Raw genomic sequence first — 16,268 nt, 5'->3', positions numbered from 1 at the left:
GTCCACGACCCCCCAGAACCGGCGCGCCACCTCGGTCCGGACGTCCGGCAGGACCACGACCGGCACGGCCGCCAGCGCGAGCAGGGCCCCCAGCCCGGCGGCCAGCCTGCGCACGGGCACGCGCCGATGCAGCGCGATCACGACCGCTCCGGCCATCACGCCCAGCAGCGACTCGCGCGACTGCGTGGCGGCCAGCCCGGCCGCAAACAGCGCGGCGGCAGCCCACCGAAAGCGATGCTTCCACACGAGCGTCCCGAGCAGGGCCAGCCCGCACAGGTGGCCCAGATCGTTGGGGTGTTCGTAAAACCCTTGGGCGCGATGGATTTCGACCCAGCCGAAGAGCACCTGTGCGAGCGCCACCACGCAGTTGAGGCCCACCCACACTCCAGCCGTCCACAGCACGGCCCGGATCCAGCGCTCGGACGGGCGAAGGGCCAGGATCGCGTACAGCACAACGGCTCCGCGCAGATACACCCACAACGCCTGTCCGATCACGACTGCCGGAACCAAGCCCAACAGTCCACTGAGGACGACGACGAGCGCCACCGCACCCAACGCATAATCGTGCGCCGCTGGGCGGTACCTCCAAATCACAAGAACGAATACCAGAAGCTCAAGCAGGAGCCCGTTTTTCAGCATCTTGGCCCACGCGGCCTGAAGCCATGGATCGAGGAGCACCACGCACAGCAGCGCCGTCAACAACGCGTAGCAGCCACGCCTCAATTTCGCAGCGGGTGGCCGCGGACCAGCACCGGCGGACCTTGCCCCGCTGTGCAAGGGGCGGCTGTCAGCGCGGAGCCCCGCTTCGCTGCGCGGCCGCCGCCACCCGCGCAGAAGCACGGCTTCGTCTGATGCACCCTTACCCCGCAGCACACTCTACATTGGACACGACCTACGCAAGTGCTACGCGCACTCCCGCCGTGAGCACCAGTTGGGCCAGCGCGACCGGCACGAGCACCAGCCAGCACAGCCGCTGCAGCTGATCCTCGCGCAGCCGGGGCCACGCCACCCGGAACCAGATCACCAGGAAGGCCACCGCGCCGGTCTTGAGCAGCATCCACAGCCAGCCCAGCGTCTCGGGCATCGGCCCATGCCAGCCGCCCAGGAACAGGGTCGCGGTCAGCGCCGAGATGACGACGATGCCCACATATTCGGCCAGCAGGAAGAACGCGAACCGCAGTCCCGTGTATTCGGTCAGGTAACCGAACACGAGCTCGGAATCGGCGATGGGCATGTCGAACGGGGGCCGCCGGATCTCGGCCAGCCCGGAAATGAAGAACACCACGGCCGCGGGCAGCTGCCACAGCAGCCACCACGGCTCCCACGCCGCCACGATGCCGGACAGGCTCAGCGTGCCCGCGGCCATCGCCACGCTCGCCGCCGCGAGCACGAACGGCAGCTCGTAGCCCATCAGCTGTGCCGCCGCTCGCAGCCCGCCCAGCAGCGAGTATTTGTTGGCCGACGCCCACGCGGCCATGAGCACGGCCACCACGCCCACGCCGACGATCGCGAGCACAAAGAACAGCCCGACGTCGAGGTCCATGCCCACGAGATTGTCCCCCGGTCCCAGCGGGATGACAATCAATGCCAGCAGGTACGGAATGAGCGCCACAGCGGGCGCGAGCTTGAACACCGGGCCATCCGCCGCGCGGGGGGTGATGTCCTCCTTCTGCGCGAACTTCACGCCATCGGCGATGAGCTGGGCCCACCCGTGGAAGGCCCCCGCATACATCGGGCCCAGCCGGGCTTGCATGTGCGCCATGACCTTGTGCTCGGTCTGCCCGACCAGCAGGGGCAGCACCAGGAACGCCACGGTCACTGCGGCCACCCGCAGGACCAGCTCCAGCCATTGCATGGCCTGAGCCTAATTGTTAACTATCGGATCTGCCTACGGCTCGTCCGGCGCCACTTCCGGCCGCGCTCCACCCGTTCCGCCGCATGCCTTGATCATTGTCACGCCCAGGGTTGGACCTGATCGTTGTCACGTCTGCGGTCGGACAAAGCGCTTTCCCGGCTCCAGGGGTCACAAGGATCAAGCGGGCACGAAGTACTGCGGCTCGATGAACCATCTTCCGTCGTGGTCGGCGATGGGCACCCGGCCGCACTCGACTCCACCGCGCACGATGACGAGGTACCGCCCCACCGCCCCGGCCTCCACACCGCAGCGCACCTCACGCAGGAGGTCTTCGATGTCTTGCGGCTCCGGTGAACCGGCGACCAGACGCGCCACCGCGTCGGTGTCGTTGTTGGACATTGCCCGGCTGAAGGCCGCAGCCAGGGCGTCGGGGTCGGGCTCGCCTGGCTCGGGCTCCCGCGCGATCAGCACGCTCACCAGGACGATCCACAGCAGCATGGCCGCGCAAGACAGGTACGTCAGGCGCTTCGAGCCCCACCGATATCTCACTCGGCGGGACCCCACTCGCCGGGGGCGGGCACGCCGGGCGGACGGATGGCCTGGCGTTTCGGCGCGGCCGCGTCGTGCGACTCGCCGGGCTCCTTGGCCCCGGGCCACGCCTTGGCGACGCGGCTGGCGAGCACGAAGCTCTTGCGCAGCGGGTGCCCCTCGAACTCGGGCGGCAGCAGCAGCGGTTCGAGCGGCCCCGGGAACCCGATGCCGAACATCTCGTGCGTCTCACGCTCGTGCCAGGCCGCGCCCGGATAGACGTCCACAATGGAGTCGATCGAGTCGGTCACGAGCGTGCGCAGCAGATAGCCCTTGCGCCGGCGCGTTGACCAGACATGCGTCACGACCCGGAAACCCTGCTCCAGCTCGTCCACAGCGGACAGCCAGTCGAAGAAGTCGCACTCCCACTCGTCGCGCGCCTTGCGCACGGTGTCAACCCATTCACCCGGCTCGACATCGACGACCTCGTGCTCACCCATTACGGAGCCCCCACCAATGGGGCCGTAAGGCGCGCCGGATCCGGACGCGAAACTCCGCCCAGGCCCGACTCCTCACCCGCGATCTTCTCCTGCAGGCGCAGGATGCCGTGCAGCAGCGCCTCCGGGCGGGGCGGGCAACCGGGCACATAGACATCGACAGGGATCAGCTGGTCGACGCCCTTGGTCACCGAGTAGGAGTCCCAGTAGGGCCCGCCGCAGTTGCTGCACGCGCCGAACGAGATGACGTATTTGGGCTCCGGCATCTGGTCGTAGAGGCGCTTGATGGCCGGGGCCATCTTGTCGGTCACCGTGCCGGAAACCACCATCAGGTCGGCCTGCCTCGGCCCGTGCGCGAACGGGATGACACCGAACCGGATGAAGTCGTGGCGGCCCATGCTCGTGGCGATGAACTCGATGGCGCAGCAGGCCAACCCGAAGTTGAAAACCCACAGCGAATAGCGCCGACCCCAGTTCAAGACGAACTTGATCGGGTCGCCAAGAACGTTCATACCGCCGAGCGTAGGTCGTATCCGCGAAGCAGCACAAGCGCGACGCCGACGATCACGGCCGGGACCAGTGTGAATCCGAGCAGCACCCCGGCCTGCGCGAGCGTCGTCTGCGGCAGGAACTGACCGGTGTTGGTCGGCACATACTCGAACAGCGACAGGACCGTGCCGTAGATCGTCGGGCCGAGCGCCAGGCCCAGCGTCTCGCCCGCGGTCCACACGCCCGTGAACACGCCCGCCTGCCGCTTGCCGGTGCGCTCCGTGTCGTACGCGATGCAGTCGGGCAGCATGGCCAGCCCGAACAGCTGCTGCCCCGCATAGCCGAAGCCCATCACCGCGATGATCGCGTAGATCAGCGGCTGCGGAAGCAGGGGCGACGCCGTGAGCGCGAACGTGGCCACGGTCAGCGTGATCGACGCGATGACGTAGCCGCGCAGCTTGCCCACCCGCTCCCCGAGCCGGCGCCAGACCGGCGTGGTGAACAGGGCCGGGCTGACGACGGCCAGGAACATCAGGGTGGTCGCGCCCGCGTCGTCCAGGATGTAGACGGCGAAGTAGCGCACGCCGGTCAGCATGCACGCCACGCCGGTCGCCTGCGCCACGAAGCAGACCACCAGCAGGCGGAACGGGCGGTTGGCGGCGGCAACTTTGAGCTGAGCGCGAAGCGACGGCTCGCTCGCCGTGATCACGCCGGTGGGCGCTTTTGCGGTGAAATAAAAGACGATGAGGGTACCGAGAACGATGATCGCGGACACGAAGACGGCCATCCAGCGGTGCCCCGAAACGCCCCCGCCCGCCTTGTCCAAGATGTAGGGCGCGCCCGCACCCGATACCAGAATCGCAGTGGCAAGCATGGCCACCCGCCAGGTCATCATCCGGGTGCGTTCTGAATAGGAATCGGTCATCTCGGCGGGCATCGCTACATACGGCACCTGAAAGAACGCGAAAGCGGTCGCGGCCAGCACGAACATGAGCGCCACATAGAGACCCGAATGCTCCTTCACCCCAAACGGCGCCGCGAATAGGCCCGTAAAGAGGATCGCGAGGCTCAATCCCGCGAAGAGGAGGTATGGTCGGCGTGCGCCCCATCTTGTCTGGGTCCGGTCTGATATCCGGCCGACCAAAGGATTAAGCATGACATCCCATGCTTTGGGCAAGAAAACCAATAGCCCCGCCGCACCGGCCGCCACACCCATGGTGTTGGTGAGGTAGGGCAACAACAACAATCCGGGCACGGTGCCAAAAGCCCCGGTGACCAGAGAGCCCAGGGAGTATCCGACGCGGACACGGGCCGGCAACGGGGGTTTCATGTCCGCGCATGGTACGGGAGGAACGTTAATGCCACTTACCCCAGGTCTGACGCCCGGCGTCGCGGCAGGCCATCCGGACACCGCAGAAGTGGGCGTTCGGGTACTACGCATGGGCGGAACGGCTGCCGATGCCGCGGTCGCCGCGACGCTGGCCGCGTGCGTCACCGAGACCATCTTCACGGGCCTGACCGGCGGCGGGTTCGCCACCCACTTCGACGCCGCGAGCGGCACGGTCACCTGTTTGGACTTCTTCTGCGCGGTGCCGGGGATCGACGGCGACATGCGGCCCGGCCCGATGCGGCCGGTGGCCGTCCGATTCGGTCAGGTGCCGCTGCCGTATGAGATCGGCGGGGCGAGCGTAGCGGTGCCAGGCGTGCCCGCCGGCATGGGCGCGATCCACACCCGCTGGGGCCGCCTGCCGTGGACCGACGTGGTCGCACCCGCGATTGACCTCGCCCGGCACGGCGTGCCGATGCCGCACGCCCACGCCCGCACGCTGCCCATGCTCGTCGAGGCGATGCTGCTGGACCAGGGCGGCCCGGCATACGCGCCGGGTGGCGTCCTGCTGGGCGGCGGCGACCGGCTGCACCATCCCGGCCTGGAGGACGCGTTCGCCCTGCTGGGCGAGCACGGCCCGGATGCCTTCTACACCGGCACGCTCGGCCAGCTGATGGTCAAGGCGGTCCGGGCGGACGGCGGCAACCTCGGCCCCGCGGATCTGGCCGCCTACAGCGTGCGCGAGCTGCCGGTCGAGCGCGCCGAGATCGCGGGCGTGACCGTGCTGGGCCGCCGCGACCTCAATCAGACCATGGCCACACTGCGCGGCCTGCCCGCCGAGATCGTGACCATGTCGCCCCGGGAGCGGGCGGTGTGCATGGCCAAACTGCTCTCCGGCGGCGCACGCGACGGGCTCGGCGACACGACCAACGTCACGGCCGTCGACGAGCAGGGCAACGCATGCGTGGTCACCACGACGCTCGGGCTCGGGGCAGGGCTGTGGCTGCCCGGCTATGGCGTGCATCTGAACTCCATGCTCGGCGAGGGCGAGCTGAACGTGGGCTCGTCGGCCCCGGGCAATCGCATAGGTTCCATGATGTGCCCGCTGGTCGCGGTGTCCGAGCAAGGCACGCTGGTGCTCGCGGTCGGCTCGGCCGGTGCGTCGCGCATCCGGTCGGCCCTGATGCGCACGGTCGTGGGCGTGCTCGTGGAGGGCATGACCGTGCCCGAGGCGGTGGCCGCACCCCGGCTGCACCCGGCCGACAGCGTGGTCCACATTGAACCGCACCTCCCGGAGGATCAGGCCGACGCCATGCGCGAGGCGGGATTCGACGTGAACCGCTGGCCCGACACCAACCACTACTTCGGTGGCGTGTCGGCGGTCGGGCTCGCGGGCTGCGCGGGCGATCCCCGCCGGGACGGGCACGGCTGCAGCACCGTCGCGGGCGAAGCAACGCACGGGCGGGATGGCCTTTGAGGCGCCATCCCGCACCGGTCATCAACTGATTACCATACGTACATGCGGGAGCAGTTGGTCCAAGGGTGGATGCTGTTGGCCGACGGCAAGATCGCCACGGCCCGGCGGATGTTCGCCGACACGGCCAACCTGTTCTGGGGCAGGTTCGGCCTCGCGGAGGCGACGCTGGCCGCGGGCCACCCGGCGGCGGCCGTGCACGTGTTCGCCGAGGCCGAGGAGCTCGTGCGGGACAGGCCACTGCTCGACCGGACTCCGGCCATCGCCCGGCGGGCCGTGTGCCTGGCGCTGGCGGGCGAGCCCGAATACGCCGGATACCTGTGCGAGTCGACGCTCAAGGAGCTCGGTGCCGAGTGCTTCTGGCTCTCCTGTGCCGGGATTCGTTGCTGGACAAGCGATCGGCGCCGGTCGGCGGCGCGTTCGGCACTGGCGCTGGCTGAGTCGATCGACGCCCGGCGCGCGGCCGACACGTACCATCAGTTCGCGACCACGTTGCGGCGCAAGGGAAGGCACGACGAGGCGGTGTCCAATCTGGAGCGTGCGGTCGAGCTGCTGGCCCGCGCGCGCCTCGCGCCCGAGCTCGCGCTGTGCCACCTCACGCGGGCCGAGGAGCTTGCCACGCAGCAGCGGCTCGCGGAGGCCATCGACCACGCCGAGCGGGCGCTGCAGTTGTGCGGCTCGCTGGAGGCGATGTGCGTGCTGGCCGACCTTCACCGGCGGGCCATGCGCTTCGACGAGGCACAGCGGCTGGCCCAGCGGGCGCACGACAGCGCGGCCGACCAGTGTGAGGTGGGCCTGACCACCCGCGTGCTCGGGCTGATCGCGAACGACTGCGGGCAGCCCACCGGCGAGACCCTGCTACGCCAGTCGGCAGAGGCCTATGCCCGCGCGGGCAAGCCGCTCGAGGTCGCGGAATCGTGCCGCATCCTCGGTCGCCAGCTCGCCGGCCAGGCCCGCGTCGAGGAGGCCCTCAGCTGTTTCGACCAGGCGTGCGCGACGGTTCTGAGCCCGGCGTGAGCCGCGCTCATCCTCGGCTGACGCAGGCGCTATCTGGCCTCACCGCGACAGCGCCAAGCCCTTCGGCCGATCCGGCCGGCCTCAACGCCACATAAGATCACCGGGGTTTGCTGGAGATGACAGGAGGTTTCCCCGGTGCGAAAAGCCCTGTCGGCCGTTGGTGCTGCGGTCGTGTTGATGGTGATGGGCCTCGCCGTACCGGCGGCCGCTCAACCCACCGACACGCCGACGATCACGTTCAGGGAGAAATGCAACGCGGTCGTGGTGCAGGTGCGGATGGAGTCGAAGCAGCGCTACACGTTCAAGGTGGGCAAGAAGGACGGCCATCAATCGATTATCGTGATTGAAGGCGATTCCGACTATCCGGTGGAGGTGGAACAGGGCGAGACAGTGGAGGCAACGCTGACTCACGGCCTCCAGGTGGTCGTTGTCCAGGCCGAGCATGTCCGCCAGACTCCGGTCACGTGTAAAACGCCATACGTTGACCTGTCGCGTCATCCGCAGTGCCAAGACGACTCCATGATTGTGGAGCTGAAGAACCGGAACGGGCAGACGTCGGGATTCACTTTGTTCCGCAACGATGAGCTGATCGTCAAGGACGTCGCGCTGCCCACCTACGAACGGCGGTTCTTCGTCCTCAACGGACTGTCCGCAGACGACAAGATCCATGTGAAGTACGGTCCCGACCTCGATCCGTTCGGGACGCTTGTCCGCGCCCCGGCCCAACATTGCGAGCACGTCAGCGCCGTCAGGTTCACCGACTCGTGCGAGGGCGTCCGGATCGGCATTTCGCCGGCAAAGGCCTCCATGTACGCCCATGTCTACGATTTCAGAAACTACTACCGTGAATTCGAGACACACGGCGACATGACAAGCGTGCCGGCCGAGCCGGGCCAGTTGGTGGCGGTCTTCGATCTCATCGATCCGGGCAGCGAGCAGCGCCCGGAGATCATCGCGGAGGTCGCGGCGCACGTGCATGCCAGGCCGGCGAACTGTTCCGGTGGCGGCGGTGGTGGCGCGCTTCCGGTGACCGGCCGGCGGACCCCGCTGCTCGTGTGGGCCGGTGCCGTGTTGCTGGCCGCGGGCATCGTGGCGCTCTGGTTTGGACGGCGCCGACCCTACCAGGCCTGACCTGGAGCGGGATGCCAAGTCGATCTCGTGGATGGCCTGTGCGTAGTTGACCTGCCCGTCGACGTTGCCGAACCTGGTCCAGCCGGTAGAGCCGGCTGCTGCACACCGTCCGCCGGTAGTCGGGCTGGACCCACTGGGGCGACGTCGAGCCGGCCGCGAGCGGGGTCGGCAATCCGCTTCGAGATCACCATGGCCTAACCCCTGACGTGCAGGAGACCGAGGTCGTACACCTCTACGGCCTCGGTCAGCCGCCCGAGGCGGGTCAGCAGCCGGCCGAGCTCGCGGGAGGACTCCAGCATGTCCATCGCGCCGCCCCACCGGCTGAAGATCTCGATCGATGTGCGCAGGAGCGGCTCGGCCTCGGCGGGGTCCTCGGTGGCCAGGGCCGCTATGCGGTGCAGGTATCCCGATGTCCAGGGATCACAGCTCGCCAGGTCGACCTCGACGGCGTCGCCCTGCTCCAGGCGGACACCGGTCAGCATGGCCTGCGCGCGGGCCAGGTGGAACGAAGCGCTGGCAGCGGTGAACACGTCGATCGCGGCGGTCAGTTCGTCGGCGGCCTCGGGCAGGCGCTGCGCGCCCTTGAGCGCGATGGCCTTCGCCAGGCGTGACAGCCCCGCGTCGAGCGGGTGGTCCGGCAGCAGCCGCAGGGCCTCACCGGCGTGGAACAGGGCATCGTCGAAGCGGCGGCGATCGAGGTAAGAGTGGGCGGCCGCGCGGTGGACGAGCGCGAGCAGCTCCGGGTCGGCCGAACGCGCGGAAAACGCGAGCGCCTGCTGGGCCGCTGCCGCGCCACGGCCGAACGCGCCGATCTGTCCATAGGGGACGGCAAGCGCGGCATAGACGCGCGCCAGGGCCGCGTGATCGGTCCGGTCGCTGGAGCCGAGCGCGGCCTCACCGAGCGCGACAGCGCTCACCGGGTCGCCCGCCAGGGCCAGGCACGCCACGCGCCGGCACACGTCACCGGCGTGCTCGAAGTGCATGAGCGCAGCGCCGAAATCGCCCCGCTGGGCGGCGAGCTGGCCGAGCCGGCGATGGGCGCGCCGCCAGATATCGGTGAGCCCGAACGCTTGGGCGTCCGCGGCGATCCGCTCCAGATCTTCCTGCGCGGTCGCGGGCGCCTCGACAGCGGCCGCGAGCGTCTCGGGAAGGCCCAGCCGATCGGCGAGATGGCGCAACGCCTCGGGCGAGGGCGTCGCCTGGCCCGACTCGATGCGCGAGATCAGCGCGCTCGGGATGGCCGGCCCGCCCAGGGCGTGCTGGCTCAGCCCGCGCTCCTGGCGCAGCAGCCGGATGCGGTCGCCGAGCTGCTCCAGTGAACCGGCTCCGGTCAGTGATCCGGCCACCACGCCGCCTTGTCCATCTTCACGCGATCTCCCTTGAGCTCCACGCCCTCCGCCCGCAGCAGCGCCGCGGCCTTCGCCTCGTGCCCCGGTGGCAGGCGGCCCGCGCTGTTGACCACCCTGTGCCACGGGACGGCCCCGCCGTGCCGCGCCATGATCGTGCCGACCAGGCGCGCCGAGCCACGGCCCGAGATGTCATATAGGTACTCCGCGATGGCACCGTACGACATCACCCGGCCGGGCGGAATCCGCTCAACGAGACTGAGAACCTCTTCCACGTACTCGTCGGAAGTCATTCGAACAACTTAATGCGGTCCGGCTAACCTAGTGCGGTGCGGTTGGAAGTGGCAGGCGCGAAGCGCATCGTCGTGAAGGTGGGGTCGTCATCGCTGACGACCGCCCAGGGCGGGCTCGATCCCGCTCGCCTGTCCGCCCTCGTCACCGCCCTCGCCGCGTCCCCTGCCGAGATCGTTGTGGTGTCGAGCGGAGCGATCGCGGCCGGGCTGGCCCCGCTGGGCCTGAAGCGCCGACCGCGCGATCTCGCCACCCAGCAGGCGGCGGCCAGTGTGGGGCAGGGGCGCCTGATGCACGCCTACACCGAGGAGTTCGGCCGGCACGGGCGGGTCGTGGGGCAGGTCCTGCTCACCGTCGACGACGTGACCCGGCGCGCGCACTACCGCAATGCCCACCGGACGCTGCGCAAGCTGCTCGACCTCGGCACGGTCCCGATCATCAACGAGAACGACACGGTCGCCACCGAGGAGATCCGCTTCGGCGACAACGACCGGCTGGCCGCGCTCGTCGCGGCGCTCGTCGAGGCCGACCTGCTGGTGCTGCTGTCCGATGTGGACGCGCTCTACACGGGCGACCCGGCGCTGCCGGCGTCCCGGCGCGTGGCGCTGGTCCAAGACTTCGCCGCGCTCGAAACGGTGAAGATCGGCGGCACGGGCAAGGCGGGCGTCGGCACCGGCGGGATGGTGACCAAGGTCGAGGCGGCCCGCATCGCCACCGGCGCGGGCATTCCCGTCGTGTTGACCTCCGCGCCGCTGGCCGCGCAGGCGCTCACCGGAGCCGATGTGGGCACGCTTTTCGCCGCCGGCGACCGGGGCGCGGCCCGGCTGCACTGGCTCGCCCACGCGACCGTCCCCCGTGGGCAGCTGCACCTCGACGAGGGAGCCGTGCACGCCGTCGTGACGCGGCGCGCGTCGCTGCTGCCGGCCGGCATCACGCAGGTCAACGGGGCGTTCACGGCCGGCGATCCGGTCGATCTGGTCGGCGCCGACGGGCGCGCCGTGGCGCGCGGGCTGGTCAACTACGACGCGCTCGAAATCCCCACGCTCCTCGGGCGGTCCACCGCCGAGCTGGCCGCGGCGCTGGGGCCGGCCTATGAGCGAGAAGTCATCCACCGCGACGATTTGGTACTGCTATGACCATCTATGAGAAGGCACGCGCGGCCTCCATCACCCTTGCCACGGCCTCACGGGCGCAAAAAGACGCCGCGCTGCTGGCCATGGCCGACGCTCTCATCGCCGGCACCCCGCAGATCCTCAAGGCCAACGAGTCCGACATCGCCGACTTCACCGAGAAGGGCACGATCGTCGACCGGCTCACCCTCAACGAGTCGCGGGTGCGTGGCATGGCCGAGGGCCTGCGGCAAATCGCGGCGCTGCCCGATCCGGTCGGTGAGGTCGTGCGCGGCAGCACGCTGCCCAATGGCTTGCAGGTCAGGCAGATCCGTGTCCCGTTCGGCGTCGTGGGCATCATCTACGAGGCACGCCCCAACGTGACCGCCGACGCGGCCGGGCTCACGCTCAAGTCCGGCAACGCCGTGCTGTTGCGCGGTTCGGGCTCCGCTGCCCACTCCAACGCCGCGATCGTCGAGGTGCTGCGCGAGGCCGTCGCCAAGACCGGCCTGCCCGCCGACGCCATCCAGCTGGTCGATTCGTCCACACGCGACAGTGTCAAGGAGCTCATGCGGGCGCGCGGCCAGGTCGATGTGCTGATCCCGCGCGGCGGCGCGTCCCTCATCCGCACCGTGGTGGAGGAGTCCTCGGTGCCGGTCATCGAGACCGGTGTGGGCAACTGCCACATCTACGTCGACGAGACCGCCGACCTCGACATGGCCCTGGACATCCTGTTGAACGCCAAGGTGCAGCGCCCGTCGGTCTGCAACGCCGCCGAGTCCCTGCTCGTGCACGCGTCCGTCGCCGACGCGTTCCTCCCCCGCGCGCTCGATGCCCTCGCCGACGCCGGCGTGACCGTCCACGGCTCCCCCGCGATTTGCGCCTATGACCCCGCCGTCGTCCCGGCCACCGAAGACGACTGGGGCACCGAATACCTCAGCCTCGACATCTCCGTGGCCATCGCGCCCTCGCTCGACGCCGCCGTCGAGCACATCCGCCGCTACGGCTCCGGCCACTCCGAGGCCATCGTCACCGGCTCCCTTCAAGCCGCCCAAACCTTCACCGCCGCCGTTGACGCCGCCGCCGTCCTCGTCAACGCCTCCACCCGCTTCGTCGACGGCGGCGAGCTCGGCTACGGCGCCGAGATCGGCATCTCGACCCAGAAGCTCCACGCTCGCGGACCGATGGGCCTGCCGGAACTGACCTCGACCAAATACGTCATCACGGGAAATGGCCAGATCCGCGGCTGAGCATTGCCGCGCCTCACCATCGTGTCAGCGACAGACGCGGATGGCCTGCAGCGTCACATTGACCTCGAAGGCCTCACCATCGTGTCAGCGGCAGGCGCGGATGGCCTGCAGCGTCACGTTGACATCGAAGGCCTCACCGTCGTCTGAGGTCCAGCCGCCGTCGGAACGCTGGGTCTCGGCCAGGCGGCGCCGGGCCGCGATGAGGGTCCAGTCGGTTTCCGAGACGCCCGCCCGCCGCAGCGCCGAGGCCAGCCATGCGGCGTCGCTCGCGGACATGTCCGGCAGGCGGTCGGTGAGCACCACCTGCATCCGGGCCGCCTCGTAGAACATCTCGCTCTTGAACAGCACGGCCGCCCCGAGCCAGCCGGTCACCAGATATGACGGCCAGGTCCCGTCCGGTGAGAGGCTTTCCTGGATCACCGACGCCGCCCGCGCCACCCTGTCCTGGTAGTCGCCGGCGATCGCGAGCCAGAATCCGGCGTTGGCCGTCAGATAAAGCGTGGCCTCGGGATCGCCGGGCTGGGCCCACGGTGGCGCCTCCGCCGCGAGCGTCTCGTCCTCCTGCCAGGTGCCGTCGGACCGTTGCCGTGAGGCCAGCCAGTGCAGCGCGCTGCGCGCCGGGCGCCTGCCGATCGCGCCGAGATCGTCCAACTGGGCGAGCCGGAAACACGTGGCGTCAACGGATGGCACACGCCCGCTGTAGAACGCGGGCCACCCGCCGGCGAGGGTCTGCCCGGCCTCGGTCGCGACAAGTATGTCCTCGCCCGCCATCGTGCCCATCCGCAGGTAGGAAAGACGAGCCCGGTCGACGGCGTCTCCCTTTGCCACCACAAACCCGATAGCCGCGTCCATGTCCACCACGGTTGCAGAGCCTACGGAAAGGTTGGGGTACCTACCTCATCAGGTCGGTCAAGGTCAACTGCCGAACGAATGAGCCTGGCGGACAACACCTGTTGACTGTCCTGCTGCCACCGGTCGGGCCACCGGTTCGCCAAGAGTTTCAACGGCTTCGCCGGCTAAGCGACGGGCCCACCACGCTCGGCGTGGCGGGCCCGAAATCTCAGTAGGCGGGCAGTGAGGGATCGACCGTCTTGATCCAGGCGAGCACGCCGCCCTGCACGTGCACCGCGTCCTTGAAGCCGGCGGACTTGAGCGCCGCCAAGGCCTCGGCGCTGCGCACACCGGACTTGCAGTGCAGCACTATCTGCTTGTCCTGTGGCATGCGCGAAAGCGCCTCACCGGAAAGGATGTCGCCCTTGGGGATCAGCACGCTGCCGGGGATGCGCACGATCTCGAACTCGGCAGGCTCGCGCACGTCGACCACGAACACGTCCTTGCCCGCGTCTTGCCAGTCCTTCAGCTCGCGCGCCGTGATGGTGGACCCGACCACGGCGTCGGCCGCCTCGGTGGACACGTTGCCGCAGAAGTCCTCGTAGTCCTCCAGCAGATCGGTGACCGTCGGGTTTTCTCCGCACAGCGCGCAGTTGGGGTCCTTGCGCACCTTGATCTTGCGGTAGGTCATCTCCAGCGCGTCGTAGACCATCAGCGACCCGACCAGCGGCTCGCCCACCCCGGCCAGCAGCTTGATGGCCTCGGTCACCTGAATCGAGCCGATCGACGCGCACAGCACGCCGAGCACGCCGCCCTCGGCGCAGCTCGGGACCATGCCGGGCGGCGGGGGCTCCGGGTAGAGGCAGCGGTAGCACGGCCCGTGCTCGGCCCAGAAGACGCTGGCCTGCCCGTCGAACCGGTAGATCGAGCCCCACACATACGGCTTGCCCAGCAGCACTGCGGCGTCGTTGACCAGATAGCGCGTGGCGAAGTTGTCCGTGCCGTCGACGATCAGGTCGTACTGCGCGAAGATCTCCTTGACGTTGTCGCGATCCAGCGCGGTGTTGTGGATGACCACATTGACGTAAGGGTTGATCTCGCGGATCGACGCGGCGGCGGACTCGGCCTTGGGCCGGCCGACGTCGGACTGGCCGTGGATGATCTGACGCTGCAGGTTGGACTCGTCAACAACATCAAATTCAACGATTCCGAGGGTACCGACCCCGGCCGCCGCCAAATACATCAACGCCGGTGAGCCGAGGCCGCCCGCGCCCACACAGAGCACCTTGGCGTTTTTGAGCCTCTTCTGGCCCGTGACACCGACATCGGGGATGATCAGGTGACGGCTGTAGCGGCGGACCTCATCCACCGACAGCGATTCGGCTGGCTCTACGAGCGGCGGCAGCGACATGGTCACATTGTCCCTCGCCCGGGTAGGTTATCGCGACCCGGCCCGTGTCACATCTCTCACTGCGTCGTCCCGGAATAAACTCCCTTGAGGCGAAGCCGTGCTCATGCGCGGTTGAACTCGGCCACGCCGCGGTCCGAGACCCGCCGCCGTGGGAACCACAGACAAACTCCGTTCAGGCGAAGCCGCGATCTTGCGCGGTTGGACTCGGCCACGCAGCGGTCCGAGACCCGCCGCTGCGGAAATTACGGGAATGGATGCGGGTTCGGGCGACAACCGTTGAGGCCGAGCGTCTGCTGTTGCATGACGGGTGCGAGGCGACCCTTCCCCGGGCATGACTCGTGCGGGCGGCCGAGCACGTGCCCGACCTCGTGATTGATCACGTATTGCCGATAGGTCTCCAGCGAGGCCCCGCTGTCCACATAGTCTGGCACCGATTCGCGCCACCGATCGAGGTTGATCACCACCCGCCCGGAAACCTGGCACGAGGTGTAGGGCACGCCGTCGACCCGGATGTCCAGGCCACCCGTCGCACACATGCGGTAGGCCGTCTGCCGCGTCACGAGGGCGACCGTGAACTCGGCGGGCGCCTCCGCCGGTACCCGCTGAAATCTTTGCTCTTTCGAAGCGATCCAGCTGCGCGAATCTGCCAGCGTGCGCTCGACGGTCGCCGTGAACTCGGCGAGTTGACCGACCACATTGGACTCCACGCCGAGCCGGAACCGCTTGACCGGACCGGCGGTGCCGACGACCGGACCGGTGCCACTGGCATGGACGAGCGTGCCCGGCCCCGACTTCGGGTAACGCGTGTCATCGTCGGGCAAGCGTGCCGCGAGTGCTTCATGCGTGGGCGAGGCGGCGACCAGGGAACCGGATGGCAGCGAATACGGCCGCACCTGGCCATCGCCGCTGTTTCGCATCAGACCCAGCGCCACCAGCACCACCACCGCCAGCAGCGCCAGCACGCCCCAGCGATCCTGCCGCCGCCGGGCGAGCGCTCGGCGCCGGGCTTCGGCCCGTGTGCGAGCAGGGCAGCCCACCACGCCAGAATATCCACATTTGGCATCGGATATCCGCGTGCTCCCGCCGCTCGCCCTAACGGGCTAACAACTACTCGTCGCCCGGTAACAGGGCCGCTAACCGGCGGTTCACCGCGCCGAGCGTGGCCCGCACGACCGCGCGGCGCGGGTCACCCGACACCAGCGCGGAGCCCGCGAGCTGCTCCACCCAGCCACCACACACCAGCAGCACCACGACCACGGCCACATCGCAGCTGCCCATGGGCACGATCGCCGCGTGCTCCACGTAGCACCGCCCGCTCTCACCCGTGCTCGTGCCGTCGCGCAGCAGGTCGTCGATCGCGGCGGCCGTCGCGGCCGCGCACAGCCGCAGCACATAGGCGTCGACCGCGGGCCCGCTCGCCACGCCGGAGGCCTGCCTGTCCCCGCTGACCAGGCGCACCTCCACGGTCGCGTCGAGGCCGAACGTGCTGGTCTGGACATGCTCGATGATCGCCCGCGGCCCCTGCTCGTGCTCGGTGTGCAGCGGCGGCGGGGTGGCGCCCGCCGGATGCTCGGCGTCGGCGGTCGAGCGCCAGGTGGGGGTGGGCCGATCGACCGGCCGGATCTCCGAGGGTTGCCGCCTCGGCACGCTGACCGGGTGCCGCCGCCTGCCCTCGCGCGGCGCCTGCGTCCCGACGCTCGGCGTCTGCTGCG

The 16,268-nt window shown here is 69.2% G+C and carries 16 protein-coding genes and 1 pseudogene; 5 read left to right on the top strand and 12 right to left on the bottom strand.

The genetic code is table 11. The annotated features are described in order from the left end of the window. The 6 genes from DM816_RS31465 to DM816_RS31440 all read right to left on the bottom strand — a co-directional run. Positions 1–723: hypothetical protein (locus DM816_RS31465; RefSeq protein WP_211588942.1), on the bottom strand; the 723-nt coding region annotated here is incomplete at its 3' end. A 169-nt stretch (positions 724–892) separates the two neighbouring features. Continuing rightward, a complete protein-coding gene (locus tag DM816_RS31460) occupies positions 893–1,855 on the bottom strand; it encodes a complex I subunit 1/NuoH family protein (RefSeq protein WP_117214009.1) in 963 nt (320 codons plus the stop codon). Between the two features lie 177 nt (positions 1,856–2,032). Beyond that, on the bottom strand, positions 2,033–2,404 hold the full coding sequence (locus tag DM816_RS31455; protein WP_162908035.1) for a hypothetical protein: 372 nt from the start codon (positions 2,402–2,404) through the stop codon (positions 2,033–2,035). Further along, positions 2,401–2,883 (bottom strand): NADH-quinone oxidoreductase subunit C, encoded by a 483-nt coding sequence (locus DM816_RS31450; RefSeq protein ID WP_117214007.1) that lies wholly within the window; start codon positions 2,881–2,883, stop codon positions 2,401–2,403. Before DM816_RS31450 ends, DM816_RS31455 begins: the two co-directional genes overlap by 4 nt. Then, positions 2,883–3,392 carry an NADH-quinone oxidoreductase subunit B gene (locus DM816_RS31445; RefSeq protein ID WP_117214006.1) on the bottom strand — a complete coding sequence of 170 codons (510 nt, stop codon included), beginning with the start codon at positions 3,390–3,392 and terminating at the stop codon, positions 2,883–2,885. The genes DM816_RS31450 and DM816_RS31445 overlap by 1 nt, the downstream gene beginning before the upstream one ends. After that, the gene (locus tag DM816_RS31440) at positions 3,389–4,699 is read right to left on the bottom strand and encodes an MFS transporter (RefSeq protein ID WP_117214005.1); all 1,311 of its coding nucleotides are present in this window, start codon (positions 4,697–4,699) and stop codon (positions 3,389–3,391) included. The genes DM816_RS31445 and DM816_RS31440 overlap by 4 nt, the downstream gene beginning before the upstream one ends. A 28-nt stretch (positions 4,700–4,727) precedes the next feature. Here DM816_RS31440 and DM816_RS31435 point away from each other — a divergent pair, with 28 nt between their 5' ends. The 3 genes from DM816_RS31435 to DM816_RS31425 all read left to right on the top strand — a co-directional run bounded on the left by DM816_RS31435 (position 4,728) and on the right by DM816_RS31425 (position 8,318). Further along, positions 4,728–6,173: a gamma-glutamyltransferase gene (locus DM816_RS31435; protein WP_117214004.1), complete on the top strand. Its 1,446-nt coding sequence runs from the start codon at positions 4,728–4,730 to the stop codon at positions 6,171–6,173. Between the two features lie 42 nt (positions 6,174–6,215). Then, positions 6,216–7,187 (top strand): tetratricopeptide repeat protein, encoded by a 972-nt coding sequence (locus DM816_RS31430; protein ID WP_117214003.1) that lies wholly within the window; start codon positions 6,216–6,218, stop codon positions 7,185–7,187. A 135-nt stretch (positions 7,188–7,322) separates the two neighbouring features. Then, a complete protein-coding gene (locus DM816_RS31425) occupies positions 7,323–8,318 on the top strand; it encodes an LPXTG cell wall anchor domain-containing protein (protein WP_162908034.1) in 996 nt (331 codons plus the stop codon). A 194-nt stretch (positions 8,319–8,512) separates the two neighbouring features. Here the strand turns inward: DM816_RS31425 and DM816_RS31420 are convergent, their stop codons facing one another. After that, the gene (locus DM816_RS31420) at positions 8,513–9,664 is read right to left on the bottom strand and encodes a helix-turn-helix domain-containing protein (RefSeq protein WP_162908033.1); all 1,152 of its coding nucleotides are present in this window, start codon (positions 9,662–9,664) and stop codon (positions 8,513–8,515) included. Continuing rightward, positions 9,649–9,957, bottom strand: a complete 309-nt coding sequence (locus DM816_RS31415; RefSeq protein WP_117214000.1) for an MGMT family protein — start codon at positions 9,955–9,957, stop codon at positions 9,649–9,651. The genes DM816_RS31420 and DM816_RS31415 overlap by 16 nt, the downstream gene beginning before the upstream one ends. A 36-nt stretch (positions 9,958–9,993) precedes the next feature. Here DM816_RS31415 and proB point away from each other — a divergent pair, with 36 nt between their 5' ends. Next, positions 9,994–11,091, top strand: coding sequence for a glutamate 5-kinase (proB, locus tag DM816_RS31410; protein WP_117213999.1), 1,098 nt, complete (start codon positions 9,994–9,996; stop codon positions 11,089–11,091). Continuing rightward, positions 11,088–12,314 carry a glutamate-5-semialdehyde dehydrogenase gene (locus DM816_RS31405; RefSeq protein WP_117213998.1) on the top strand — a complete coding sequence of 409 codons (1,227 nt, stop codon included), beginning with the start codon at positions 11,088–11,090 and terminating at the stop codon, positions 12,312–12,314. Before proB ends, DM816_RS31405 begins: the two co-directional genes overlap by 4 nt. Before the next feature lie 84 nt (positions 12,315–12,398). Here the strand turns inward: DM816_RS31405 and DM816_RS31400 are convergent, their stop codons facing one another. From DM816_RS31400 to DM816_RS31385, 4 genes and pseudogenes are all read right to left on the bottom strand, one after another. Then, on the bottom strand, positions 12,399–13,175 hold the full coding sequence (locus DM816_RS31400; RefSeq protein ID WP_170318896.1) for a prenyltransferase/squalene oxidase repeat-containing protein: 777 nt from the start codon (positions 13,173–13,175) through the stop codon (positions 12,399–12,401). 199 nt (positions 13,176–13,374) lie between these two features. After that, the gene (gene moeZ / locus DM816_RS31395) at positions 13,375–14,556 is read right to left on the bottom strand and encodes an adenylyltransferase/sulfurtransferase MoeZ (RefSeq protein WP_117213997.1); all 1,182 of its coding nucleotides are present in this window, start codon (positions 14,554–14,556) and stop codon (positions 13,375–13,377) included. A 242-nt stretch (positions 14,557–14,798) separates the two neighbouring features. Further along, positions 14,799–15,593 carry a DUF3152 domain-containing protein gene (locus DM816_RS31390; RefSeq protein ID WP_246002466.1) on the bottom strand — a complete coding sequence of 265 codons (795 nt, stop codon included), beginning with the start codon at positions 15,591–15,593 and terminating at the stop codon, positions 14,799–14,801. A 70-nt stretch (positions 15,594–15,663) separates the two neighbouring features. Next, positions 15,664–16,268: pseudogene (locus DM816_RS31385) on the bottom strand (hypothetical protein); the annotation flags it as partial.

It is taken from the genome of Allorhizocola rhizosphaerae (genome assembly GCF_003426775.1).
GTDB classification, from domain to species: Bacteria; Actinomycetota; Actinomycetes; order Mycobacteriales; family Micromonosporaceae; genus Allorhizocola; species Allorhizocola rhizosphaerae.
Note: the sequence above shows the minus strand (reverse complement) of the source record. Positions and strands in the feature narration are given on the sequence as shown.

Coding starts and splice junctions, on each gene's coding strand:
- DM816_RS31460 (WP_117214009.1), bottom strand. CDS start 1,855: ATGCAATGGCTGGAGCTGGTCCTGCGGGTGGCCGCAGTGACCGTGGCG.
- DM816_RS31450 (WP_117214007.1), bottom strand. CDS start 2,883: ATGGGTGAGCACGAGGTCGTCGATGTCGAGCCGGGTGAATGGGTTGAC.
- DM816_RS31415 (WP_117214000.1), bottom strand. CDS start 9,957: ATGACTTCCGACGAGTACGTGGAAGAGGTTCTCAGTCTCGTTGAGCGG.
- moeZ (WP_117213997.1), bottom strand. CDS start 14,556: ATGTCGCTGCCGCCGCTCGTAGAGCCAGCCGAATCGCTGTCGGTGGAT.
- DM816_RS31430 (WP_117214003.1), top strand. CDS start 6,216: ATGCGGGAGCAGTTGGTCCAAGGGTGGATGCTGTTGGCCGACGGCAAG.
- DM816_RS31440 (WP_117214005.1), bottom strand. CDS start 4,699: ATGAAACCCCCGTTGCCGGCCCGTGTCCGCGTCGGATACTCCCTGGGC.
- DM816_RS31405 (WP_117213998.1), top strand. CDS start 11,088: ATGACCATCTATGAGAAGGCACGCGCGGCCTCCATCACCCTTGCCACG.
- DM816_RS31445 (WP_117214006.1), bottom strand. CDS start 3,392: ATGAACGTTCTTGGCGACCCGATCAAGTTCGTCTTGAACTGGGGTCGG.
- DM816_RS31435 (WP_117214004.1), top strand. CDS start 4,728: ATGCCACTTACCCCAGGTCTGACGCCCGGCGTCGCGGCAGGCCATCCG.